We start from the raw sequence: 24,676 nt of genomic DNA on the forward strand, positions 1-24,676 counted from the left end.
TTCAGGCGGGCGCCGTCTCCGCGACCGCGGGCGCTGCGGGCGTCGTCGCGGTGCGCTCCGCCCCGCGCTCCTCCAGTCGCCGGCTGAGCCGCGAGAGCGTCAGGTTCACCGCGACGAACATCAGCCCGATGACGATCATCACGCTGAGGATCGGAGCCTGCACGTCGCCGCCGCCGCTGAACGGGTTGCCCGCGGTGCCGGAGAGGATCCGCCCGGACCGGACGACCTCCTGGATGGCGATGATCGAGACGAGCGTCGTGTCCTTGTTCAGGGTGATGAGCTGCGACACGGTCGCCGGCACCATCCGGCGTAGCCCCTGGGGCAGCACGACCAGCCGCATCTGCTGGCCGTAGGTCATGCCCAGCGCGGCGGCCGCCTCCTGCTGCCCCTTGGCGAGCGACAGGATGCCAGCGCGGAAGACCTCGGCCAGGACCGCGGAGTTGTACAGGACCAGGCCCGTGATGCCCGCCAGGATGAACTGCGAGCGCAGCGCGTCCGGCAGGAAGCCCGGCGCGTTGTCCTGCCAGCCCGACTTCAGCGACTCTGGCATCTGCAGCGCGAGGAACAGGATCATCAGGATCAGCGGCAGGTTGCGGAACACGTCCACCCACAGCTTCGCCGCCAGGCGGACCGGCGCGATCGTGGACAGCGACATCAGCGCGAGCGGCAGCCCCACGGCCAGCGCCAGGACCATCGCGATCAGCGCGATCTCGAAGTTGATGAGGAACGCCTCCGCGAGGAAGCGCAGGTTGTTGTCGGTCCAGACCCACTCGAAGCTCATCAGCGACGCACCGCATAACGGGACTCGAGGGACCGGAAGATGATCGTCACCGTGATCGTCAGCAGCAGGTAGCCGACCGCGGCCCAGAGGAAGGACTCCTCGGTCTGGAACGTGTTCGAGTTGACGATCCGCGCTTCCTTGAGCAGGTCGGGCAGCGCGACGATCGACGCGCCGACGATCGCCGAGTTCTTGATCATCGCGATCGTGATCGACCCCAGCGGCCCGATCACGGTCCGGGCCGCCTGCGGCAGGACGATGCGCCGCATCACCTGCGGCTGCGTGAACCCGAGCGACAGGCCGGCCTCCGCCTGGCCGCGGGCCACCGCGAAGACCCCGGACCGCAGGACCTCCGCGACGTAGGCGCTCGTGTAGACGCCCAAGGCCGCGATGCCCGCCGTCCACGCGCCGATCTCCACGCCACTGCGGCGCAGCCCCGGGTAGGCGATGAACAGCAGGACGAGCAGCGGCGTGTCGCGGAAGATCTCCACGTACACGCCGCCCGCCCGGTTGACCCACTTATTAGGGGCGACCCGCAGCGCCGCGATCAGCGTCCCCAGGACGACGGCGACCAGGAAGCTCGCCGCCACCAGCCGCGTGGTCACCCACAGGCCGGAGAGGAACTGGTCCGAGTTGTCGGAGAACAGCTCGAACACGGGGCGGCGCCGGCCTCGCTATCCGGCCGCGGCCGCGAGGACGCTGTCGAGCGTCTCGGTCGGCGGCTCCTGCTTCTCACCGGTGTACTGGCCGAGCCACTTCTCGTACGCCGTCGCCCAGCGGCCGTCGGACTTGTACTTGTCCAGGACGCCGTTCAGGAACTCGGTGTACGCGGTGTCGCCCTTCTTCAGGCCGCCGCCGTACGGCTCCGTGGTCAGCGCCTCACCCTCGACGAGCTCGAGCGAGTCGTCCTGGATGATCATGCCGGTCAGGATCACGTCGTCGGTGGAGACCGCGTCGACCGCGCCGTTCTGGATCAGCTCCAGGCACTCGGAGTACGTGTCGACGAGCTGCAGCTTGGCCTTCGGGGCCTGCTTCTTCAGCGTCTCCTCGTACGTGGAGCCGAGCGCCGTGCAGACCGTCTTGCCCGCCAGGCCGTCGACGCCGGTGATGCCGCCGCCCTTCTTCTGCAGGATCCGCCCCTTCGCGATGAAGTACGGGTTCGTGAACCCGATCTCCTTCACGCGCTCGGCGTTGATGGTCATCGTCGACAGGATCAGGTCCGCGGTGCCGTCCTTGATGAACGGGATGCGGTTGTCGGAGATCGCCTCGACGTAGGTCGGCTTGACGCCGAGCGCATCGGCGACCGCCTTGCCGAAGTCGATGTCGAAGCCTTCGATCTGGTCGTTGCGCGGGTTCTTGAAGCCGAACGGCGGGACGTCGTACTTGACGCCGATCTTGATCTCGCCGCGGGCCTGGATCTTGCCCATCGTCGTGGACGCGGGGAACTTCTCGGCGGCGCCGGCCGCGGGGGCGGCGGTGCTGGACGCCCCGGTCGAGGCGGCGCTCGTGGTCCCGCCGTCGTCGCCGTCGTCGCTGCCGCAGCCGGCCCCGGCAAGGGCGAGCACCGTGACCGTGCAAGCGGTCGTGAACCATCTGGACTTCATGTGGAGCAGGCCTCCTAGTGGTGGATGATCTTGTCGACGAACTCGCGGGCGCGCGCAGAGCGTGCCGCGGTGAAGAACTCCTCCGGCGGTCCCTCCTCCACGATCTCGCCGCCGTCGAGGAAGACGATGCGGTCGCAGACCTCGCGGGCGAAGCCCATCTCGTGCGTGACGACGACCATCGTCATGCCGGAGTTCGCGAGGTCGCGCATCACGTCGAGGACCTCGCGGATCATCTCGGGGTCGAGCGCCGACGTCGGCTCGTCGAACAGCATCAGCTGCGGGTCCATCGCGAGCGCCCGCGCGATCGCCACCCGCTGCTGCTGGCCCCCGGAGAGGTCGGCCGGGTAGGCCGACGCCTTCTCGGGGATCCCGACGCGCTCCAGCAGCTCCTTCGCGCGCTGCTTGGCCGCCTTCTCGTCGACGCCCTTGACCTTCATGGGCGCCAGCGTGATGTTGCGCTCGACGGTCATGTGGGGGAAGAGGTTGAACTGCTGGAAGACCATCCCGATGTCGGCGCGGAGCGACGCGAGCTCCTTGCCGGTGACGTCGACGCGGCGGCCGCCGACGGTCAGCGACCCGCCGTCGATCGTCTCCAGGCCGTTGATGCAGCGGAGCATCGTGGACTTGCCGGACCCGGAGATGCCGGCGACCACGATCGCCTCCCCGGTCCCGATCGTCAGGTCGATGTCCCGCAGGACGACGTTGTCGCCGAACGCCTTCGTGACCCCGCGCAGCTCGATCAGCGGGGTGCGCTCCGGGTCGGTAAGAGACTTCTTAAGCTCGATGCGCCGACCGTACAGCACCGGCGCCCGACCGCGGGTCCAATCCGGTCACGTGGTGGCCGGCAGCGCGATCGAGACGGTGCCCACGGTGACGCGACTCGGGGGACGGGCCCCGGGTGTCAGCCGCCACGCGACCGTGAAGGGCGTCGTCGCGCCCGGTGCGAGCACGATCCGCCGGCCGAGGCGGACGGACTCGAACAGCGGCTCGGCCTCCTTCGGCTCCACGCGCGGCGAGTAGAGGCCGTGTGCGAAGCCGGACGCGAACGTCGCCACCCCGCGCACCTCGGCGCCCGTCTCGTCGTACATGCGTGCGGCCGCCGCACTCACGTCCAGCGGCGCCCCGGACGTGTTCCGCAGCTGCCCGGTGATCACCCGGTCCTGCGGCAGCTCCGCGGGCGCGAAGCCGCGCGGCGTATCGGCCCACGTCAGCGGCCCGCGCGCGCCCTGCGAGGGTGCGCTGATCGATAGCGGCGCCAGCGCCGCGGGGGCGCCGGCCCCGCTCGCAGCCCGTGCTGCAGCGGCCTTCGCGGCCGCACTGCCGGGCTTCGGCGGCGTCGTGAACCACGTGCAGCCCGGCGGGTCGGGGTTCGTCCTCGGATGCCAGCTGATGCACGGCAGGTCGGCCGCCAGCTTCAGCGTGTTGCCGACGGGGTTCAGCGACCCCCCGGAGGCGCATGTCGGCAGCGACGGCGGATCGGACGTCACCCCCACTCCCGGTGCGGAGACGTTCCCCTCCCAGCAGTTGCGCAGCCCCTGCTCGTCCCAGAAGACGTCCAGGCCGTTGGGCATGCGGGTGCCGTCCGGCGCCATCCCGAACGTGTTCGTCGTGAACTTGTTGCCGTGCGAGGTGTCCAGGAGCTTCGCGGGATCGGTCTCACCGCGGGCGACCGACGGCACGCCGAACATCCGGACTGCGCTGCGCCACTGGTCGTAGATGTGGTTCTCGGCGAACGTGTTGTCGTTCACGCCGTAGAGCATGAACCCGACGCCGACGACCACCTGGAAGACCGGGCAGACGACGTCCTTGCGGCGCTGCGCGAACGTCGTCGAGTTGCAGTAGGCCTCGTTGTCGTCCTCGAAGATGTTCCAGTTGTTCGAGTGGATCTCGTTGCGCGTCCACTTCGAGCAGTCCTGCGGCATCCCGGGATGGCCGGCGGCGAACGAGTCGTTGGCGATGCCCGCCGCGTTGCCGTGGAAGTCCGAGTCGTGGGTCCACGTCCCGTTGCCCGCGGTGCCCGACGCCCCCAGCGTGTTGCCGTAGGAGTTGACCCGCCGCACCTCGATGCCGAACCCACGGCAGTGCGCCTCCGGGCCGGATCCGGGATAGACGCCGGAGTCGCCGTTGCCGTAGGCCTCGATGTCCTCGTAGAGGCCGTGGTCGGAGGTGAACGTGAGGATGCCGTAGTGGTAGGTGTTGCGCGCGACGAGCTTCGACAGCCGGAAGCCGTTCGTCTCGACGACGTCGATCGCGTTGTAGGCGCCCTCCTCGACGGTGACGTTGCGCAGCTGGAAGCCGTCGGCACGGTCGGCCCGCAGCACGTCGGGCTTCTTGCGGTCGCCCTGGATGACGACGTCCCGAGCGCGGCGCCCGAGCCCCTCCATGACCAGGTTGCACTTCCGGTCGCAGGTGCGGTCCGCGTCGAGCGAGTCGCCGATGATGGCGATGAGGTTGCGGGCGTTCGGGCAGTCGTGCTGGTGCAGGAACGTCGGGACGCGCCCGTCCTCGGTGTGGTTGTCCCCCGAGTCCTCCCAGTACGTGGGGCCCTCGCACTTGGGGTCCTTGACCGCGATGGCGCGGCTGGGCTCCTCGCGGTAGACGCCGGGCATGATCAGGATCCGGTCGCCCGTCTTCGCGGCGTCGACCGCCTGCTGGATGTGCTCGAACCGGCAGCGCTTCAGCTGCTTGAGCAGGGCCGCACGCTGCTTGGTGCGCTTGGGTCCCTTCCCCGCCCAGCTGGTCCGCAGGCGCTTGGCGGAATCGGCTTTGCAGACGACCCGGGCGGTCCCCGTGGTCCGCAGGGCGGGGACCTCGCCGACCGACCGGCTCGGGTAGAGGGTCGCGCGCTCGGCGTGGCCGTCGGCGACGGCCGGCACGGTGAGCGCCACGAGGGCGGCGAGGGCGAGGGTCAGGCGGCGCATGGGGCGATCTCGTTCAGCGGGTGGGTGGTCCGCGCGGGCGACGCCGGCGCGGGAGAGGTCAGGTCGGTCACGGCCGCAGCCCGGCGTGACGAAGGTAGCCGCGGAGCGCGGCGGGGGACGACGCCACGCCCTTGTCGGCGACGCCGGCGAAGCGGACACGTCCGGTGCGGACGCCGTAGACGTATGTCCGCCCGCGTCCGGCCGGCTTGACGCGCAGGCCGGGGCCGAACGGGCGGGAGGCGCGGATGGCGCTGCCGCGGGAACCACGGCCGACGCCGGCGACGCGGTGGCGCGGGGCGGTCGAGACGAGCAGGCCGACGGTGCCGCCGGGGGTGATCACGGCGCGCAGGCGGCCGCCGGCCTTCCCCCTGACGCAGTAGGTGAACGTGCGACCCACCCGTCGCTGGGGCTGGCCGGCGCCGCGCAGCAGATCCTCGGCGGTGGCGCCGAACCGCAGCAGCCCGATGCCCGCACCGGTGAAGCGCAGCCGCGCCGCCCGGCAGCCCGGCACGCCGACGCCGACCGCCCGCTCCCACATCTGCAGGTAGGCCTCCGCGCCGCGCCCCATGTCAGCGACGATCTCCTCGCCGGCGATCCGGCGCAGGTCCTCGATCCAGTCGGGGTAGAGGCCGTAGTTCGCGACGCCGTCGACGTTGATGTCCCACGTCCGGCTGCCGGTGCTCGAGCGGTCGAAGGTGACCGCGCCGTCGAACGACCTGAACGGGTAGGTGACCGGGCTCCGGCCGCGGCGCGGGGCGCCCTGCACGGCGAACCCGTTCTGGTCGGCGCCGTAGCCGAAACCGAAGAACCGCTTCGGGTCGCGCAGCGGCTTGATGCGCTCCCAGTACGCGACGAAGTCCTTGGCGTTCTTCGCGATCGGCGTCACCACGCCACCGGCCTTGTAGATCCGCGCGTAGGCGTCGCGTGTGCTCCAGGAGTGCGACGAGATGACGCCGGAGTAGCCGGCACGCTCGATGATGTCGAGGACCTGGGTGCGGGACGCGACGTCGAGGTGGTCCGGGTCGATGATCATCCCCCGCTTGATCATGCCCTTCACCAGGTGCTCGCCCTGGGGCGTGAGGCCGCGCCGGTTGCAGTGCGGCCCGGGCGGATAGAGCGGCGTCGTCGCGGACAGGCTGAGGCCGGACGCCTGCAGGCTGCCGAGGACGTTCGCGATCGGCGTCGGCGCGGTGACCTGGGTGCGGTCGGCCTCCCCCGCCGGTCCGGTGCAGGTCTCGAGGTCCAGGAAGCGGCCCGTCTCCAGGAAGTTGGACGTGTTCGTGAGCAGCCCGAGCGCGCCCTCGTCGCCGGCCACGCCGCCGAAGCCGTTGTCGATCTTCCCGGTGATCTCCAGGTCGCGGACGCCCAGCGCGTAGACGGCGTCGAGCTGGCGGTCGATGTCGTCGTTGTCGCACTGCGCGACGCCCTGCTGCACCCCGCAGTCGAGCAGCTGCGAGATCTCGATGCCGCGGACCACGGCGAGCTTCCCGGCATTGACCACCCGGCGCGCCTGGAACGGGCTGTCGACCAGGCGGAACCAGCCCTTGCCGGGGCCGCCCTCCTGCGCGTCGATGTACTCCTCGAGCTCCTTCAGGCGGCGGGCCTGCAGCCGGACCGCGTCCATCTCGTTGCACGAGTTCTTCTTCAGCGGCCAGATCGTGCAGAGCGTGTGGTTCTCGACGAACAGATTCACGTAGACCCGCAGGCCACCACGCCAGGCCCGCTCGAGCCACTTGTAGTACGAGCCCTCGTGCGCGAGCAGGTTGTACGCGGGCCAGTCACGGAACGTCGGCCACCCGACGGGGTCGTTGACCGGGCTGCCGCCGCCGAGCGCGGTCTCCAGGACGTTCGTCGTCAGGTCGCCGGCCGCGCCGTCCTCGCAGGCGGCGAGCGCGTAGGTGATCCCGTACGCGTGCCACGGCCGGCCGCAGTGGGCCTTGCCGCCCAGGAACTCGAAGCCCATCAGGTGCATGTGCGCGTCCAGGAGGCCGCGCGTCTCGCCGTACGGGGTCGGGCCGGACGCGGGTGTCCCGGTCGAGTCCGTGTCGGCCTCGGGGTAGACTGCGCAGCCCTCGGCAGGTGTGAAGGTCAGCCGGTCGGTGCCGCCGAGCGCGAGCCGCCGGCCGGCCTGGTTCTCGAGCGCGAAGCCGTCGGCGCCTGAGGTGACGTCGAAGTCCGCGGACGGGCCCGGCGTCGCCGCGGTGACCGGGACCCCGGCCGCGCTGACGGTCAGGAAGGTCCGCGCCGGCCCGTACAACAGGTACCGCCCCAGACCCGTGGCCTGCATGCGGAACGGACCACCCGGGGCCGCGGCCTGCCCGCCGCGCACGTCGTAGCACCCATGGACGAGGCTGTAGCGATCGGGGGCGGCCGCGCGCGCAGCGTCCACACCGCCGAGGCCCGTGAGCGCGGCGCAGAACAGCAGGACCGCAAGGCGCCGCGCGACATGCACGGGCGACAACCTAGTTGTGGAACGGCCGTACTACAAAGCGCCGGCGTCCACCGGGTGTGCCCATGCGCACCGCAGCCGGGCGTATCGTTCCCAGCCGTGGAGTCCGCGGGGACCATTCGCCGGGAGCTGATCGCACGCACGCTGCGCGTTCCGGGCGTCGACGGGCCGGACGGCGACGGGCGCGCCGCCGCCCGCCAGCTCGACATCGCGCTGATGGCCGTCAACTTCAAGTGCTCGGGCGAGCTGCTGACCCGGCTGTCGCGCCTGCACCCGGTCGCCGTCTGGGACATCGGCGGCGGCGTCCTCGACGCCGTGCGGCACGTGGTCGGGGATCACGTGCGGCACAACGCCTACTTCCTCGACTTCCCGGCGAACGTCCCCGACACGCTCGACTTCTGGGCAGCGTGCGTCGTCGAGGCCCTGCGTGACCCGTACGCCGCCGAGCCGGTCGCGGAGCAGCTCGCGGCCGGCGAGCTGAACCTGCTCGACCTGCCGTCGTACGGGCGCTACCAGCACACCTACGAGGAGCTCCTCGCCGCGCACGAGCCGCTGATCGGCGCGGCCGCCGACCGCAAGATGGTGCTCGGGCTCGGCGGCCCGCTCGGCGAGGAGTCGCACGCGCTGTACCTGCGGCTCGCCGGCACCCCCGTCCCGCTCTTCGAGGCCGACCTGCCGTTGCTCGGCGTCCTGGCCGAGCTGCACGTCGGCGACGCCCAGCCGGACGCCATCCCGAACCGCGAGTGCCGCGCCGTCGTCAACGGCGTCGCCATGCGCCACGGGCTGCCGCTGCGGGTCGACACCCCGGTCGACGTGCTGCGCCTGGCCTGCGCGCTGTCCGGCGGGGACGTGACCCTCCGGGCCCGGACGCGACTGCGCTCCTTCACCCGGTCCGAGCGCCGCGCCCTGCTCGCGGCGCTCGACGGCGTCATCGCGGCGAGTCCGGCGAAGCTCGCGGACGTCGGGCGCCGGAGGGAGCGCTTCAAGCGCCTCGGGGAGCGGCTGCATCCGCACGAGTACCCACGCTGGCCCGCGGCGCAGGCGGTGTTCGCCGTCGCGCGCGGCGAGCGCGTCGCACGGTCCATCGGCGGCCGGGTCGAGGTCGCACTGCGGGCGGGTGAGCCATCCGCCGCGATCGCCGCCCTCGCGCCGGCCCCGGGCATGCTGATCCGCGCGGTCGACCGCCTCGCGCGCTGCGGGGCGGACCACGCGGAGCTGACGGCGGCGGTCCGCGTCGCGGCCCCCGATGTGGCCACGTCGGTCCTGCTGTCCCTGCGCGAGCACCTGCTGAACCGCGGCGCGCCGCTGAGCGCGCGGATCTTCGTGAACCGCGAGGGTCGCGCGTGGGTGACGCCCGACGAGCGCCCACCCCTGCCCGCGGCGTTGGTCGCCGGTCTCGCCGCGGCGCTCGACGCGGAGCTGGCGGGGCGCCTGCCCCGCGCCGATCGCCTGGTCGTCGACCCGGCGATCCGGGCCGTCGCCGTGCCGCTCTCGGACAAGACACGGCCCGGCGGGCTCGGGATCCTGCCGCGCGGCTCGATCCTGCCCGCCACCGACCTGCTGCGGTTCTTCGTCTACTGGAAGCAGACGGCCATCGGGACCGACTTCGACCTCGGGGTGCTGCTCCTCGACGAGCGCTTCGAGGCCGTAGGCCAGGTGTCGTGGACGAACCTCACCGAGGACGGCGCCGTGCATTCCGGCGATGTCATCGAGGCGCCGGCGGGCGCCACCGAGTTCATCGACCTCGACCTGGGCCGCGTGGACCCGCGTGTGGCCTACGTGGTCCCGCAGGTCGACGTCTTCTCCGGCGAGGGCTTCGACCAGGTCGAGGAGGCGTTCTTCGGGTTCATGCAGCGCACGCCCGAGCAGCAGGGGCGGCCGTTCGAGCCGCGCACGGTCCGGGCAAAGTCCGACCTCTACGGCGCCGGGGCCGTCGCGCTGCCGCTGCTGTTCGGCCGGGGCCCGGACGGCTCGTGGCACGCCAAGTGGATGCACCTGAACCTCGAGGGCGAACCGCAGTTCAACGCCGTCGAGCGCAATCACCTGAGCACTTCGCTGCTCGTGCAGGGCATCGCCGAGCGGCGTAACCTGACCGTGGGCCACCTCGCCGACCTGATGGACACCGGCGCGGGGACGACCGACACCGCCGGCCTGGACCCCGCGCAGCCCGTCACGTACCTTGGGCTCGAGCGTCCCGACGAGCTGCCCGCCGGGTCGCGCTGCTTCACCCCCGCCAACCTCACCGAGCTGCTGAGCTCGGCCTGACGGCTCTGTGGAGGCTTCCTTCTACTTCAATGGGAAATTAGCCACCACGCTCTCCGTCAGGTCGAGCTCAGCAGCAGGCCAATGGCGGTCAGTGCGCCGCGGCGGCGGGCGCCGGCTCCAACCCGTCGGCGCGCGCCGCTGGGGCGTGCGCGGTCTCGACCGCACCGGGCAGCAGGAGCGCGCGCGTCATCACCGCACCCGCGGTGAAGATCGCCGCGGAGATCCAGAACGCGACCGTGTAGCCGTGCACGGCCGCCTCGCGGACGACGGCGGCGGACGGCCCGCCGTGGTCTGAGATGTAGTTCGACGTCGAGGACACGACGATCGTCGTCAGCAGCGCAGTGCCGATCGCGCCGCCGACCTGCTGCGAGGTGTTGACCATGGCCGACGCGACGCCGGTGTCCTTCGGGGCGACGCCCGCCGTCGCGCCCGAGAAGGCCGGGGCGAACACGAGCCCGAACGCCACGCCGATGACCAGCAGGCTCGGCAGGACGTGGGACGCGTACGCGGTGTCGACGCCGATCCGCGTGAGCCCGGCCACGCCGAGGCCCGCGAACAACATCCCGGTCGGGATCAGCGGCCGCGGGCCGGTGCGGGCCAGGATGCGGGTGTTGACGACGATCGACGTCGTGATGATCGCCAGGTTCATCGGGATGAACGCGAGGCCCGTCTGGATCGGCGTGAAGCCGCGGGTCTGCTGCAGGTAGTAGGTCAGGAAGATGAAGATCCCGAAGATGCCGATGCCGGCCGTGACCATCGCCAGGTAGGAGCCGCCGCGGTTGCGGTCCAGCACGATGTGCAGCGGCAGCAGCGGGCTGGCGACCCGGCGCTGGAGGACGACGAACGCCGACAGCAGGACGACTGCGGCCGCGAACATCACGAGCGTCAGCGTGTCCCCCCAGCCGCTGCTCTCTGCGCGCGAGAACCCGTAGACCAGCGCCAGCAGGCCGGATGTGGCCGTCGCCGTGCCGGCGAGGTCGAGCCGGGGCCGGTTCGGGGACTTGACGTCGTGCAGCAGCCGCGAGCCCGCGACGGCGGCCGGGATCGCGAACAGGAGCGACACGTAGAGGCACCAGCGCCAGTCGAGCACCTCGGTCAGCACGCCGCCGAGGAGCAGGCCGATCGACCCGCCGACGCCGGCGATCGCGCCGAAGATGCCGAACGCCTTGCCGCGCTCGGCGGGGTCGGTGAACGTCACCGCGAGCAGCGACAGCGCTGCCGGGGCGAGCAGCGCGCCGAACATGCCCTGTGCCGCGCGGGCGCCGACGAGGACGCCGAAGCTCGGCGCGGCGCCGCCGATGGCCGACGCGACGGCGAAGCCGAGCAGGCCGACGATGAAGGACCGCTTGCGCCCGAAGAGGTCGCTGATGCGGCCCCCGAGCAGCAGCAGGCTGCCGAACGGCAGCGCGTAGGCGGTGATGATCCAGGACCGGTTGCCGTCGCTGAAGCCGAGGTCGGCCTGGGCCGACGGCAGCGCGATGTTCACGATCGTCGCGTCGAGTACGACCATCAGCTGGGCGATCGCGATGACCCCGAGGATCAGCCAGCGGCGCTCGTGGTGGGGATCGGTCGGGGTGTCGGGCATGAGAGGGAGGCTCCGGGAGAACGGGCGCGGAGAGGGCGTCTCCGCTTAATCAGAGCGCAATCTAGCAAAGCGGAGACGCAATCTCCGAATCCCGTTACGATTCGTCACGCGTGCTGCCTTCCGAGACCCCGTCCGAGTCCCCTGCGCTCCGCGCCGACGCGGAGAAGAACCGCCGCCGGTTGCTGACCGCTGCGCGTGAGGTCTTCGCGGAGCACGGCCTGGACGTGACGCTCGACGACATCGCGCGGCACGCCGGCCTGGGGGTCGGCACCGCCTACCGCCGCTTCCCGAACAAGCGGGTCCTGATCGACGAGCTGCTCGTCGAGCAGCTCACCACCATGCGCGACATCGCCCGCGCACAGCTGGACGCACAGGACCCCATCGCCGGCATCCGCGGCTACGTGCAGGAGGTCGTCGCGCTGCAGGTGGCCGACCGCAGCCTGAAGCAGGTCATGTTCGCCTCCGACCGCGGTCAGAAGCGCGTCGAGGAGGCCCGGGCCGGCCTGGGCCCGGCCGTCACCGCCCTCGTCGACCGCGCGCACGACGCCCGACTGCTGCGCGACGACGTCCTGGCCAGCGACGTGGCCATGATCACGCTCATGCTCTCGGTCGTGGTCGACTTCGGCCGCGGGTACGAGCCCGAGCTGTACCGGCGCTACCTGGAGTGGCTGATCGCGGGGATCCTGCGCGACGGGCCGGCGACCGGCCAGCCGCCGATCGCGATGGAGTGCTTCCACTCGGCGATGCTCACCTTCAAGATGGGCGCGGCGCCGAAGCCCCAGCGCTGAGCCGTGCGCGTTGCCGCGCGCCCTTGCCGGTCACGGGATGAACTCGGGCCCCTTGTCGGTGTAGGCCCGGCGGAAGGCGCGGATCGCGTCCTCGGCCTTGGTCGTCAGGGCCTTGCAGCCCAGGATCTGGCCCCACGCGACCGCGGCGACGGCGTACGGCATCCGGGTGTCGTTCTGGAACACGAGGACGTGGTAGGCAGCCGAGCCGTTCAGCTCCTCCGAGCCCAGGGCCTCGATCCGGTCGGACACGGCGACCGGGGTCCCGGGGCGGTAGACGAGCTCGATGCGGCCGTGCTCGAGCGAGTGGACGTAGCTCTCCTTCGCCGGCTCATTGCCCGGCGCGTAGATGCCGTCGCTCGCCGCGACCGGCGCGTGGTCCCCGGACGACGGCGGGTTCGTCTTGTAGCTGACGTTGCCGCCCACGTGGGTGCTGCCCTCGATCGGCGGGCTCTGCAGGGTGCAGCCCGCGGCCTTCGCCGCGGCGGCGACCCCCTGCGGCGACGCGGGCGACGGAGACGGCCGGGGGGACGACGGGGCGGGGTCGGGAGTGGACGTCGTGGCGGACGGCGTCCCGAGCGCCGGGTCGGGAACCGGCTCCAGCGCGACGGGCAGCGGTTCGGTGGCGAGGATCGCGGCGAGCGCCCGTGCGCTCTGCACCGTGAAGCCACCGCTGATCTCCGAGCCGTTGGTCCCATCGATCCCGTCGGGGTTCTGCTGGAAGTCGATGTACGGGACGGAGATCAGCTGGTCGTCGAGCGCGATCGCGAAGTGCTGGTAGCGGGACTGCGGGTCGGCGAGCGCGACCCCTTCGCTGTTCTCGGCCAGGCCCGCGCCGCGACGGGCGATCGCGCGCGTTGCGGATCGCCACCGCATGCGGGCCGCCGGGGCGAAGTCGAAGGTCACGTTCGGCGCCTTGCTGCGCGGGTCGAAGTTCTGCTCGGGGTCGCGGATGTCGGCGTTGCCCAGGATCGGGTCGTCGGCGATCGCGTACCAGCAGTCGGCGGGGTCGGCGGCGGGCCTTGCCAGCTCCTGCCGCACGAGCACCGCCTTGCCCTTGGCGCGCCCCGCGCGGGCCGACGCCTCGCGTCGGGGGACGCACGCCAGCGCACCGGCCTGGGGACCGCCGGTCACGGCGAAGTCCGACGGGACGGGCGTGCCGTCGCGCCCCAGGACCCCGGCCTCCCAGTCGTAGAACCGGACGAGCCCGCGGCCCAAGAGCGGCCGGGCGGTCGCGAGGTCGGCCGGACGGCGGAGGGTCACGCGGATGCGGACGCCGTCGGCGGCGACGGTCGCGCCCCGGACGCCGACGCGCTCCAGGCGCTGCTTCAGGATCGGGACGCTCGCCCGTGCCGCCTGTGCGTCCCCGCCGACGACCTCGTACTCGAGCGCCGTGGCCTTGGTCGAGCCGGCTGCCGACACGGCGGTCGAGGTGCTCATGGAGCCGCTCGCCCTCGGCGCGGTGGTCGAGGTGTCGTCGCCGCCCCCGCAGCCGGCCAGCCCCGTCACGATGGCGGCCAGCAGGGCCCCGCCGATCGGCCTGGTCACATCGCCCGTGCGCCGCATCGACCGACCCTAACGAGGCCGGCGCCGCCGCCGCGGGCGACGAGGACCCGGCAGGCCGCGGTCACCGCGCGGGCTGCAGCTCCCCCAGCCACGCGAGCTCCTCGGCCAGCATCCGCTCGGCGGCGGAGCGGACGCGGCCGGGACGCTCGACGCCTGCCAGCAGCCCGATGCCCGCCAGCAGCGTCACGAGGCGATCGGCCCGGTGCTCGATGTCGACGGCGGGGTCGAGCTCGCCCGCGCGCTGGGCCTCGGCCAGGAGCCCGGCGAAGATGTCCCGCAGCCCGGTCCAGCCGGCGCGGTAGCCGTCGCTCAGGCGGTCGCCCTTGGACGCCTCGCCCCAGGCGGCGACCCAGACCTGCCACTCCTGGCGGCGGAGCGGATCGGTCGGGAGCATCACGTCGACCGCCCGGCCGAGGCGCTCGAGCGCCGTCCCGTCCCTGCGCGCCGCCCGCAGGACGCGCGCGGCCGCCTGGCGGTTCGTCGCCTCGAGGACGGCCTCCATCAGCTCGTCCTTGTCCGTGAAGTAGTGGGTGATGAAGCCCGTCGAGACCCCGGCCTCGGCGGCAATGACGCGCACGCTCGCCGCGTGCACGCCGTGCGCGGCCACCGCCCGTGCACCGGCTGTGATGATGCGCTGGCGTGCGGAGGGGTCGCGGATCGAGCGGGTCATCGTCGGCGCGCACGTTACGAAACGGTCGTTATGATTGCAAGCAGCTCACGCGGCCTGATACAAAACGGCTGTTACGAAACAGTCGTTCTGACTTCAAGTTGTTTTGGGATGCCGGCCCGACGGTGTCCCGTCCCTCTCACGAAAGCGAGTTCCCGTGTCCCTGACCTTGACCGACGAGCAGCGCGACTTCGCCGCCGCGGTGCGCGACTTCTGCCAGCGCGAGGCCGGCACGCGCGAGCAGCGCGATCAGCTGACCAACAACTTCGCCGACCCGCACAACGTCGACCTCTACAAGAAGGTGGCCGACCTCGGGTGGACCGGGGTCGCGATCCCGGAGGAGTACGGCGGCGCCGGCGGTGGCGCCGTCGACATGTGCCTGTTCCTAGAGGAGATCTCCTACGGGCAGCTCCCCATCGGCGGCTACCCGGTGACGCAGATCAGCGCCGGCCCGTACGAGAAGTTCGGGACCGAGGCCCAGAAGGAGGAGGTGCTCGGAGGGATCGCGGCGGGGAACGTCGAGGCCGTGGCCATGTCCGAGCCGGAGGCCGGGTCCGACGTCGGGGCGCTGCGCTGCAAGGCGGTGCGCGAGAACGGCCACTACGTCGTCGAGGGCCAGAAGACGTGGATCAGCGAGGCGCACTACGCCGAGCACATCCTGCTCGTCTGCCGGACGGACGCCACCGGGAAGAAGCACGAGGGGCTGACGATGCTGATGGTCCCCAAGGACGCCGAGGGCATGGAGATCCGCAGCATCGACACGATGGGCGGCCGCGTGGTGAACGACGTCTTCTTCACCGACGTCAAGGTCCCGGCCGAGAACCTGATCGGCTCGGAGGGCGGCGCCTGGATGCAGCTGATGGCGGGCCTGAACACCGAGCGCCTGATCATCGCCGCGCAGTCGCTCGGCTTCGCGCGGCGCGCCTTCGACGACATGCTCGAGTACGTCAAGGAGCGCAAGCAGTTCGGCCGCCCGATCGGGTCCTTCCAGGCGCTCTCGCACCGGATCGCCGACCTCGCGACCGAGGTCGAGATCTGCAAGCTGCTGGTGTACGACGTGGCCCAGAAGGTCGACGCGAACCCCGGCATGCTCTACCCGCGCGAGGCGTCGATGGCCAAGCTCAAGGTCACCGAGACCGGCAAGAAGGTCGCCCTCGAGGGCATGCAGATGATGGGCGGTTACGGCTACGCGACCGAGTACGACATGGAGCGCCACGTCCGCCAGAACCTCGTCTCTACGATCTACGGCGGGACGAGCGAGATCCAGCGGGAGATCATCGCGAAGACCTACGGGCTCTGACCGCAGTCGCCGGCGGTCCGCGACTTCGCCCGCCGCCGCCGGTTCGCGCTGACATGGACGTCGTCCGCTCCCCGCGCCGGTGGCTCGTCCGGCTTGGCATCCCCCTGCTGGCCGCTCTCGCCCTCGTCCCGGGCCAGACCGGCGTGGCGGTCGCCGCCGGTCCGTGCGCACCGGTGTCCGGGGAGCCCGCGCAGTTCACGGCGAACGCGAACCGCGTCGGCCTCGTCGACCTGCGCTTCTTCCTGGCCCAGGGGGCGCCCGTCACCTACTGGGAGTGCGTCGGCGACCGGGCCGCGCGGCTCGGGCAGCAGGCGACGCCGGACTCGGCGATCACGTCGCTGCTCGCCGCGGTCCCGTGGAGCTGCGACCGGCTGGTGCGGCGGTTCACGGCGAGCACGACGACCGCCGACGGGACGCTCCTGCGCGGCGAGACCAGCGTCCGCACCCCATCCTGCGCCCGCCGGTTCGCCGTCGCCGCGCCGCCGCGGGTGCGGCCCGGCACCCCGCTGCGCGTCCGCGTCGCCGACCGCTGGGCGCTGGGCGGGATCGCGACGCGGCTGTGCGTCACGGATCCGGGCGGTGGCCGCGACTGCCGGCAGCTCGCCTTCGCCGCCGGGGCGACCGCGCGGACGCTCACCCTGCGCCCGCGGACACGCGGCGTGTACCGCCTGGAGCTGCAGGTCCGCGCGAGCCGCGTCCGGGCGACGGTCGCGGTCGGCGTCCGCAGCGCTCCGGTCCGGGCGCTGCCCACGGTGCTGGCGACCGGCGACTCGACGATGCAGGGCGTCGAGAGCTTCCTGGCCGACGACCTCGCCGACGTCGCCACGGTCGAGAGCGACGTGCGCCCCGGGTTCGGCCTCAGCACCCGGGACTGGTCGAGCGTGGCGCGCTCGCAGGTCGCGCGGCTGCGCCCGCGGGCGGTCGTCTACTCGCTCGGCGCCGCGGAGGGCTTCCCGCTGAGCACTCCCGGCGGCGCCGAGGTCGCGTGCTGCGACCGCGCGTGGACCGAGGAGTACGCCCGTCGCGTCCGGGAGATCGTCGTCCGCTACCGGCAGCGCGGCCGCGCGCGGGTCTACGTGATGACGCTGGCCGCGCCGAAGGCGGCGGCGCGGGTGCCGATCGTCGCCGCCGTCAACCGGGCGCTGGTCGACGGCGCCGCCGGGCTGCCCGGTGTCACGGTGATCCGCATCGACCGCCTGATGTCACCGGACGGCTACCAGGAGGCGATCCGCGACCGCGGGCGCGACGTCGACGTCCGCGAGCCGGACGGCATCCACCTGAACGCGGCGGGCACCGCGATCGCCGCGCGGGTGGCGGCCGCCGCGGTCCGCGCCGGACTCTGAGCAGGCGTCGTGAGCACGTGACTCAGAGGGGCGGGGGCGCCCGGAACCCGTCGCCGCGTGCCGCTCAGGCGACGGGGATGGGCTGCGCGGCGGCCGGCTTCTGCGCCAGCCGACGCGAGGCGCCGAGCGGATCCCAGTCGGGCCCGACCGGGCTGAGCCGGGCCGCGTCGGCGATCACCGCGCCGCCGCGGACCTCGCGCGCGAGGTCGCGCCCCGTGATCGCCGCCGCGGCGTACATCCCGCTGTGCATCACCCCTTCGATGCCCGGGCCCCAGGTGCAGCTCGCGCCGGCGAGGAACAGGCCGGGGATCTCCGTCCGCACGCCCCAGCGTCCCCGCTGCGCGAACTGGTCGACCGCGATCTCCAGGCCGTAGGCGGTCCCGCCGGTCGGTGTCGTGTACCGCTCCTGCGTCACCGGCGTCCCGCCCTCGCGCCAGACGACGTGCTCCTTGACCCCCGGGATCGCCTCGTCGACCCGGTCGATCATCACGTCGACGAGGTGCTCCTTGAGCTCGAGGTAGGCCGTGTTGTCCCGGTACTGCCCGCCGTCCGCCGGCCCGCCCGACAGGCCCCAGAGCCCGAGGTCGCCGGTGATCGGGAACATCGCCTCGAGGTTGGTGTGCCCCGCCGGCGCGTACCGCGCGGTCCCGGGGTCCTTGATGGTCGAGCTGTGGATGTACGCGGGCATCCGACGCGCGAGGTCGTCCATCCACGCGTCGGTGCGCCGGCGCGGGCCCCGGGTCATCGCGAAGACGTCCTCGATCGGGTCCCAGGTCGGGAAGCTCAGATGGTCGGTGTTCGGCAGCCGGCCGGCGAGGTCGAGATCGACGCCCAGGTAGGCGGTGAAGTAGGGCTGGCACATGCGGCCACCCTCGACGCGGCGGGCCGTGCGCAGCTTCAGGTGCTCACGGCCGACCATGCCCAGGAGGGTGCGCTTGACGTCGGCCGCCGAGAGCACGACCGGGGCGGCCAGCGCCTCGCCGTCCGTGAGCCGGACCCCGGCGACGCGGCCCTCGGCGATCACGATCTCCTCCACCCGGGCCTGGGTGCGGACCGTCCCGCCATGGGTCCGGACGACGTCGGTGAGGTGCGCGGCGAACACCTGACCGCCGCCCTTCGGATACGTCCCGCCCTTCTCGATGAAGTCCCACAGAAAGGCCGCGTGCATCCCGACCGGGGCACGCGAGGGCGGCGCCAGGTAGCTCACGTTCGACGTCGACAGCACCAGCTGCGCCTGGGCACTCAGGCCGCAGAGGTCGTAGAGCCGCTGCAGCGGGACGTAGGCCCAGGCGGCCCACTGCGGCGCACGGACGCCGAACGACCCGAAGTCCCGGAGGGAGGACGGGACGGCCGCGCGGTCGAGCGCGCCGCCGATGCCGCGCATCACGCGCATGAACCGCCGGATGCCGCGGGAGTCGGCCGGGAACGCACCGACCAGCGCCTCCTCGTAGCGGTCGAGCCCTTTCGGCGCCTCGAACTGCAGGCCGGGCAGGACGTAGGTCTCCAGGCGGTCCGGGTCGAACGGGAGGAACTCGATGCGGTCCTCGAGCGCGAGGCCGCGGAGCACCATCGGCAGCAGGCCGTCGGGGCCGCAGTTGCCGAGGTGGTGCACGCCCACGTCGAACTCCCACTCGTTCTTGCGCCGGAAGACGTGGGAGGAGCCGCCTGCCGCGTCGCCCGCCTCCAGCACGATCACGCGCCGTCCCGCCGCCGCCAGATAGGCGCCGGCCGTGAGACCCGCCAGCCCCGCTCCGACGACGATCGCATCCCAGGTCCCAGGTTCGCTCATCGGTCGACCCAACCACAAATGACCGACCATCTCAAGGTCGAGATGGTCGATCGTCTCAAAGTCGTGGCATGATGTCGGCATGCCTGACTCCGCGACGAAGGCCGCGTGGCTCGATGCCGGCGCCGTCGAGTTCCAGCAGCGTGGGTACAACGCCACCGGGATCGCCGCGCTCGCCGCCCGCTCGGGAGCCCTGAAGGGATCGTTCTACAACTACTTCCCGAGCAAGGAGGCGTTCGCGCTCGAGGTGATCGCGGGCTACTGCGGGGCCGCTGGGCTCGAGATCCTCGCCGGCGACGCCCCGCCCGACGAGCGGATCCGCGCACACTTCGAGCACCTGCGGCGGGAGCTCCGGCGCCGCGGCGACGCGTTCGGCTGCCTGCTGGGGAACTTCGCGGGCGAGGTCGCCGCCGACAACCCGGTCATCCGCGGCGCCATCGAGGCGGCCTTCGACGGCTGGGCCGGGCTCCTCGCGGACGCGATCGCGGAGGCCCAGCCGGATCACGCCGACAGCGCCGGCCCCCGGGCGCAGCTGCTGATCGACGCGTGGGAGGGCGCGCTGCTGCGCGCGAAGGTCACGGCCGACCCGGCGCCGGTCGAGGCGTTCCTCGCCTCGACGCTCACGCTCGTGCTCGACGCCTGAGGCGCGCGCTACTCGATCCTCGCGTGGACCGGTCCGCCCCGCGGCAGGAGCGGGACGAACGCGATCGCGACCAGCGACGCGACGGCGAACGTCCCGAACGCATCGTCGAAGGCGGACGCCACCGGCACGCCCGGGGCGACCTCGCCGCCGGCGACCAGCACGGCTGCCGCGACGGTCGCGCCGAGCGCGGACCCGACCGTCCGCACCTCGTTCGTCAGCCCGAGGGCTGCACCGCTCTCCTCGTTCGCTGCGCTGGCGAGGACGAGGTCCAGCGTCGTCCCGATGGTCGGCCCGAACGCCAGGCCGAGCGGGACCCCGGCCAGCACGATCGTCAGCACCGATACCGGGAAGACCACGAGGATCGCGTTGCCGAGCGCGATGCACAGCAGCCCGCCGACGATCAACGCGCGCGTCCCCACCCGCGGTGCCAGCCGGGCCGCCATCGGACCGGAGATCAGCGCCGCGATCGAGCTGGGGACGAGGACCGCGCCGATTTGCGTTGTCGTCAGGCCCAGCCCGTAGCCGGTGCTCTTCGGCAGCCCGGCCAGCAACGGCAGCGCCGCCAGGTGGGAGAAGGCGACGAGGCCCGCCAGGAACGTCAGGACCTGCGCGCTCCACACCGGCCGGCGCACCAGCAGGCCCGGGTCGAACAGCGGTGACCGCGCCGTCCGCTGGCGGCCCGCGAATCCGGCCAGGCCGGCGGCGGCCACCACGAACAGCCCCAGCACCCGCGTGGAGTCCCACCCCCAGTCGTTGCATTGGGAGATGGCGAGCACGAGCGCGACCAGGCCGGTGCCGAGCAACCCGCCGCCTGCCCAGTCGACGGGCACGGCGGCCCGGACCGGCGACTCCGGGACGGCCAGCGCGATGGCGGTGAAGGTCAGCGTCGCCACCGCCGCAAGCGCCCAGAACAGCGCGGCGAGCGACCCGGCGTCGACCAGCAGCGAACCGCCCAGCAGTCCCAGGACGGCGCCACCGCCCGCCGCGCCGACGAGGATGCCCACGGCGCGCGAGACACGCTCGGGCGGGACGTGGTCCCGGACCAGCGCGAGCGCCAGCGGTGCGGTCCCCGCGCCGAGGCCCTGCACGGCGCGGCCGCCGACGAGGACCTCGAGCGACCCGCCGACCGCGCACACCACGGATCCGGCGACGAACGCGCCGACCGAGCACAGGAGCAGTCGCCGCCGGCCGTACTGGTCACCGAGCCGGCCGGCCAGCGGCGTGGCGATCGCGGCGGTCAGCAGGAACGCCGTGATCAGCCACACGACATCGGTGGCGGAGGCGTCGTAGCGCTGGGCGACCAGCGGGAGCGCCGGGGCGATGACCGCCTGCTCGAGGGAGAAGTCGAGGATCCCGACCGCAAGGACCCATTCCGGGCGGATGCGTGATCGGATGTCGTCCAGGGCCATCTGCGGTGCAAGTTCTACCGGATGACCGCCGGGGAGCCCGCCCGCTCGGGCCGGGCTAAGCTGCGCGCGATGTCGCATCCCCTCCTCGAGCGAGATGGAGTGCTCGCGGACGCGGCGGAGGCCCTGCGCGCGGCGCGGTCCGGGCGCGGCGGGACGCTCGTGGTCACGGGGGACGCGGGGACCGGCAAGACCACGATCCTGGACGCGATCCGGGAGCGCGCCGCCGGGTTCGTGCTGGTGCACGTCCGCGCCGAGGAGATGGAGACCGGCCTCGCGTTCGGCGTCCTCGAGCGGCTGCTCGAGGGGATCGACCCGGGCGGCTCGGGCGTGCCGCTCGCCCCGACCGGGCCTGTGGTCGAGCGGTCGGTCCCCTACCTCAGTGCGCTCGAGCGGGTCCGCCGGCGCGTCGCCGACCCGCTCCTGATCACGCTCGACGACGTGCACTGGGCCGACGCCGACTCGCTCGACGCGGTCGCGTTCCTGGCGCGCCGGCTGGCCGGGCTCCCGCTGCTCATCGTCACCGCGCAGCGGCCGTGGCCGCCCGCTGCCGCCGCGGCGGCAGCGGCGCTCGCGTCCGGAGGCCACGCCCGCGTGCTGGAGCTCGAGCCCCTCTCCCCCGCCGCCTGTCGCGTGCTGCTGGACGACCGGGCGGGCGCTGCCGTGAGCGAGGAGGCTGCGCGCCGGGCGTGGGACCGGTGCCAGGGAAACCCGCTGCTGACCGTGCACGTCGGCGCGGCGCTGGGCCGCGGCGAGGATCCGTTCGCCGACGCGAGCGCCGACGGCGCGGCGCCGCATCGCGTGCTGGTCGCGCGGTTCGCCGGCCTGGACCCCGACGCGCTGCGGGTGGCGCGGACCGCGAGCCTGCTGGGGACGAGCTTCCAGCCCGCGATCGTGTCCGACCTGGCGGCGCTGCCGGTCGCGACCGTCGACGGCGCGTTCGAGGCGCTGCACCGCGCGGGCCTCGTCGGCGCCGACGGCCCCGGCCGGCTGCGCTTCGTGCACCCGCTTCTGCGCCAGGCGCTGTACGAGGACCTCCACCCCGCGCTGCGCCAGCGGCTGCACGCTGCCGCCTTCGGCGACCTGGTCCGGCGCGGGCGGGCAGACGAAGCGGCGGAGCACGCGATCCGCGCCGACCTGTCCGGCGACCCGGAAGCGGCGACCGTACTCGAGCGGGTGGGCCGCGCGGCGCTGCTGGCGGGCGCGCTGGAGACCGGGGTGCAGCGGCTCGAGGCCGCCGCGCGTTTCCTCGGCGACCGCGCGGGCACGACCCTGCTGCTGACCCTGGCCGAGGCCTTGTGCGCCACGGGGCGGGCGGCGGAGGGCGCGGCACGCTGTCGCGAGGTCCTCGCGCAGGAGGAGATCGACTGGAGCACGCGCGTGGAGGCGCTGACGCTCCTGGGCCGCTGCGCGTACCTCATGGGCGAGCCCGACCGCGGCGCGACCGAGCTCGAGCACGCGGTCGCGCTCGCCGAGCTGCACGACCCGGTGGCAGCGATCCGACCGCTCCTCGAGCAGGTCGTGACGACGTGGATGGCTTCCGGGCCCGGTTGGGCGCTGCCGCTGGCCGTCCGGGCGCGACGGCTGGCGATCGAGGCCGAGCCGGCGCTGCGCGAGGCGACGGACGCGAGCTGGGGCGGGCTCGCCGCCGAGACCGGCGACCCCGAGGGCATCACCGCGACGGTCGCCATCAGGCGATGGGTCGAGAGCCCGTCACGCGCAGCCGCGCTGCCCACGGCAGACCTCGTGTCGCCCCTGTCGCCGATCTACCCGTTCGCCCACTGCGCGCTGTACGTCGAGCGGTTCGACGAGTGCACGGCCGCGCTGGACCTCGCGGCCGCGCGACTGGAGTCGGTCGGTGCCGCGGGTGGATCGGCCGCGGTGAGCATCTTCCAGGGCAATGTCCTCCTGCGCCGTGGTCATCTGCAGGCGGCGCTGGACGCGGCGCAGCAGGCCGGCCGCTACGCGGACCTCACGCCCATGGCCGTCCCGGTCGTGGCTGCGCTCCGCGGGCTCGTCCTGACCTGGATGGGTCGCTTCGAGGAGGCGGCCCAGGCGCGCGACGCGGCGCTGGCAGCAGCGGCGGGCGCGTGGCAGCTCGAGGTCTGGGCCGCCTTCGCGCACGGCCTGCAAGCGCTCTGGGCCGGCGACCCGGCGGCGTCGGACGCGTTCCTCCAGGTCGAGCGCACGCTCGCCGGCGCGGGGGTGCGCGAGCCGAGCCACACCCAGTACGCGGCCCACGCAGTCGCCGCGCACCTGCTGGCGGGGCGCCGGGAGGACGCCGACCGCGTCGTCGCCGCGCTCACGCCGCTCGCCGTCCGTCACCCGGCGCGCTGGCCAAGGTTCGCGCTGGCCCTCGCCCGGGCCCGGATCGACGAGCACGCGGGCCACGCCGCGACAGCGCTCGAGGGCTACGAGGGCGCGCTGACCGCGCTCGGCGACACCGACCTGCCCCTGCAGCGCGCCGAGGCGCTGATCGCCGGCGGTGCCCTGCAGCGCCGCGAGGGGATGACCGTCGAGGCGCGGCCACAGCTCGCCGAGGCGCTGCGGATCGCCGAGCACCACGGCGCCCGGCCCCTGGCCGACCAGGCGGGGGCCGAGCTCCGGCTCGCGGGCGGGCGGCGTCGCCGCAGCGGCGACGACCGCGACCGGCTGACCGTCGCCGAGCTCCGGGTCGCCCGGGCGGCCGCAGGCGGGGCGAGCAACGCCGAGATCGCGGCGAGCCTGCACCTGTCCGCCAACACGGTCGCCACGCACCTGCGCCGCGTCTACGCGAAGCTCGAGATCCCGGGACGGCGGATGCTGCGCGCCGCGGACCTCGACGACCGCTGATCCTCGCCGCCCTGGCGCGGCGCGATCCTTCAGGACCGGATCGTCAGCCGCTCGGGAAGGCGCCGGACGGCGGACATCATCAGCAGGCCACCGGCGAGCAGGACCAGGACGAGCACGAGCGGCGCCGGGATGCGGTTGCTCGCGGCGAGGTCGCCGCGGGCGAGCGAGTCCGGGCTCACCCGCTGACCGGCCAGCTCGATGGCCACGGGTCCATCGGTGGTGGCGCGCGCCAGGGCGGCACGCTCCTGCGGGGTCGCGGTGGCCACCGCGTTCTCGTACGCGGCCAGGCCGCCGCCGACGCCGGCCGTGCTACCGGTGCCGGTGCCCGACCCGCCGCCTGCGCTGCCCGCGGCGGTCACCGCGCCGTCGTCGGAGCCGCCGGCACGCGACGGCGCACCGCCGGCCGCCAGCTGCGCCTGCCGGATCACCGCGCGGCAGTCGGAGTACTCGTCCAGGTCGGTCGGGATGTTCTCGAGGGCGCCCTGGTACTCGGCCCCGCTGTAGGTCCGGTCGAGCACGCCGTCCACGGCGCAGTCCTCGAGCAGTGCGGTGACGGCGGCGGTCGGTGCAGCGGCGGCCGTGGCGGGCGCGAGCGCGCCGAGCACCAGGACGACGACGAGGAGCGCGGCGCGGCAGATGGTCCGCGGGCGGCCGGGCGGCGCCTTGCGAAGGGTCAGGTAGGTCATGCTGGCCTGCTTTCGGTAGGGGTGTTCTGCGCCGCGCGTGACGGCTTTGCGGAAAGGAGG

Annotated in this window: 18 protein-coding genes; 6 read left to right on the forward strand and 12 right to left on the reverse strand. The window is 73.2% G+C overall.

All coding sequences use genetic code 11. The features are described from left to right. Position 1 precedes the first annotated feature (1 nt). From DSM112329_RS16935 to DSM112329_RS16960, 6 genes are all read right to left on the reverse strand, one after another. The gene (locus tag DSM112329_RS16935) at positions 2-781 is read right to left on the reverse strand and encodes an amino acid ABC transporter permease (RefSeq protein ID WP_354697733.1); all 780 of its coding nucleotides are present in this window, start codon (positions 779-781) and stop codon (positions 2-4) included. Next, complete coding sequence (locus DSM112329_RS16940; protein WP_354697734.1) at positions 781-1,434, reverse strand: amino acid ABC transporter permease; 654 nt, start codon at positions 1,432-1,434, stop codon at positions 781-783. Before DSM112329_RS16940 ends, DSM112329_RS16935 begins: the two co-directional genes overlap by 1 nt. An 18-nt stretch (positions 1,435-1,452) precedes the next feature. Further along, on the reverse strand, positions 1,453-2,382 hold the full coding sequence (locus DSM112329_RS16945) for a glutamate ABC transporter substrate-binding protein (RefSeq protein ID WP_354697735.1): 930 nt from the start codon (positions 2,380-2,382) through the stop codon (positions 1,453-1,455). Positions 2,383-2,396: 14 nt separating this feature from the next. Next, positions 2,397-3,185 carry an amino acid ABC transporter ATP-binding protein gene (locus DSM112329_RS16950; RefSeq protein ID WP_354697736.1) on the reverse strand — a complete coding sequence of 263 codons (789 nt, stop codon included), beginning with the start codon at positions 3,183-3,185 and terminating at the stop codon, positions 2,397-2,399. A gap of 27 nt (positions 3,186-3,212) precedes the next feature. Further along, positions 3,213-5,303, reverse strand: coding sequence for a right-handed parallel beta-helix repeat-containing protein (locus tag DSM112329_RS16955; RefSeq protein WP_354697737.1), 2,091 nt, complete (start codon positions 5,301-5,303; stop codon positions 3,213-3,215). Positions 5,304-5,370: 67 nt separating this feature from the next. Next, a complete protein-coding gene (locus tag DSM112329_RS16960) occupies positions 5,371-7,755 on the reverse strand; it encodes a hypothetical protein (protein WP_354697738.1) in 2,385 nt (794 codons plus the stop codon). A gap of 96 nt (positions 7,756-7,851) precedes the next feature. On the opposite strand from DSM112329_RS16960, the gene DSM112329_RS16965 reads away from it, so the two are divergent. Then, positions 7,852-10,017, forward strand: coding sequence for a TerD family protein (locus DSM112329_RS16965; protein ID WP_354697739.1), 2,166 nt, complete (start codon positions 7,852-7,854; stop codon positions 10,015-10,017). Between the two features lie 88 nt (positions 10,018-10,105). Here the strand turns inward: DSM112329_RS16965 and DSM112329_RS16970 are convergent, their stop codons facing one another. After that, positions 10,106-11,602: an MFS transporter gene (locus tag DSM112329_RS16970; protein WP_354697740.1), complete on the reverse strand. Its 1,497-nt coding sequence runs from the start codon at positions 11,600-11,602 to the stop codon at positions 10,106-10,108. A gap of 110 nt (positions 11,603-11,712) precedes the next feature. Between DSM112329_RS16970 and DSM112329_RS16975 the strand changes: the two genes are divergently transcribed. Then, a complete protein-coding gene (locus DSM112329_RS16975) occupies positions 11,713-12,390 on the forward strand; it encodes a helix-turn-helix domain-containing protein (protein WP_354697741.1) in 678 nt (225 codons plus the stop codon). Between the two features lie 30 nt (positions 12,391-12,420). Here DSM112329_RS16975 and DSM112329_RS16980 read toward each other — a convergent pair whose 3' ends face one another. Together DSM112329_RS16980 and DSM112329_RS16985 are read right to left on the reverse strand one after the other, a co-directional pair. Then, the gene (locus tag DSM112329_RS16980; protein WP_354697742.1) at positions 12,421-13,953 is read right to left on the reverse strand and encodes a DUF3105 domain-containing protein; all 1,533 of its coding nucleotides are present in this window, start codon (positions 13,951-13,953) and stop codon (positions 12,421-12,423) included. A gap of 61 nt (positions 13,954-14,014) precedes the next feature. After that, a complete protein-coding gene (locus DSM112329_RS16985; RefSeq protein ID WP_354697743.1) occupies positions 14,015-14,623 on the reverse strand; it encodes a TetR family transcriptional regulator C-terminal domain-containing protein in 609 nt (202 codons plus the stop codon). A 154-nt stretch (positions 14,624-14,777) separates the two neighbouring features. Between DSM112329_RS16985 and DSM112329_RS16990 the strand changes: the two genes are divergently transcribed. Together DSM112329_RS16990 and DSM112329_RS16995 are read left to right on the forward strand one after the other, a co-directional pair. After that, the gene (locus tag DSM112329_RS16990; protein ID WP_354697744.1) at positions 14,778-15,920 is read left to right on the forward strand and encodes an acyl-CoA dehydrogenase family protein; all 1,143 of its coding nucleotides are present in this window, start codon (positions 14,778-14,780) and stop codon (positions 15,918-15,920) included. A gap of 53 nt (positions 15,921-15,973) precedes the next feature. Then, positions 15,974-17,263, forward strand: coding sequence for a hypothetical protein (locus tag DSM112329_RS16995; protein WP_354697745.1), 1,290 nt, complete (start codon positions 15,974-15,976; stop codon positions 17,261-17,263). Between the two features lie 64 nt (positions 17,264-17,327). Here DSM112329_RS16995 and DSM112329_RS17000 read toward each other — a convergent pair whose 3' ends face one another. Then, positions 17,328-19,052 carry an NAD(P)/FAD-dependent oxidoreductase gene (locus DSM112329_RS17000; RefSeq protein ID WP_354697746.1) on the reverse strand — a complete coding sequence of 575 codons (1,725 nt, stop codon included), beginning with the start codon at positions 19,050-19,052 and terminating at the stop codon, positions 17,328-17,330. Between the two features lie 79 nt (positions 19,053-19,131). Here DSM112329_RS17000 and DSM112329_RS17005 point away from each other — a divergent pair, with 79 nt between their 5' ends. Continuing rightward, positions 19,132-19,692 carry a TetR family transcriptional regulator C-terminal domain-containing protein gene (locus DSM112329_RS17005; RefSeq protein ID WP_354697747.1) on the forward strand — a complete coding sequence of 187 codons (561 nt, stop codon included), beginning with the start codon at positions 19,132-19,134 and terminating at the stop codon, positions 19,690-19,692. A gap of 8 nt (positions 19,693-19,700) precedes the next feature. Here the strand turns inward: DSM112329_RS17005 and DSM112329_RS17010 are convergent, their stop codons facing one another. Next, positions 19,701-21,101 (reverse strand): MFS transporter, encoded by a 1,401-nt coding sequence (locus DSM112329_RS17010; protein ID WP_354697748.1) that lies wholly within the window; start codon positions 21,099-21,101, stop codon positions 19,701-19,703. A 69-nt stretch (positions 21,102-21,170) separates the two neighbouring features. Here DSM112329_RS17010 and DSM112329_RS17015 point away from each other — a divergent pair, with 69 nt between their 5' ends. Continuing rightward, a complete protein-coding gene (locus tag DSM112329_RS17015) occupies positions 21,171-23,930 on the forward strand; it encodes an AAA family ATPase (protein WP_354697749.1) in 2,760 nt (919 codons plus the stop codon). A gap of 29 nt (positions 23,931-23,959) precedes the next feature. On the opposite strand, the gene DSM112329_RS17020 is transcribed toward DSM112329_RS17015, so the two are convergent. Then, positions 23,960-24,616: a hypothetical protein gene (locus tag DSM112329_RS17020; protein WP_354697750.1), complete on the reverse strand. Its 657-nt coding sequence runs from the start codon at positions 24,614-24,616 to the stop codon at positions 23,960-23,962. Positions 24,617-24,676 lie beyond the last annotated feature (60 nt).

It is taken from the genome of Paraconexibacter sp. AEG42_29, assembly GCF_040581415.1.
Taxonomy (GTDB): domain Bacteria; phylum Actinomycetota; class Thermoleophilia; order Solirubrobacterales; family Solirubrobacteraceae; genus Paraconexibacter.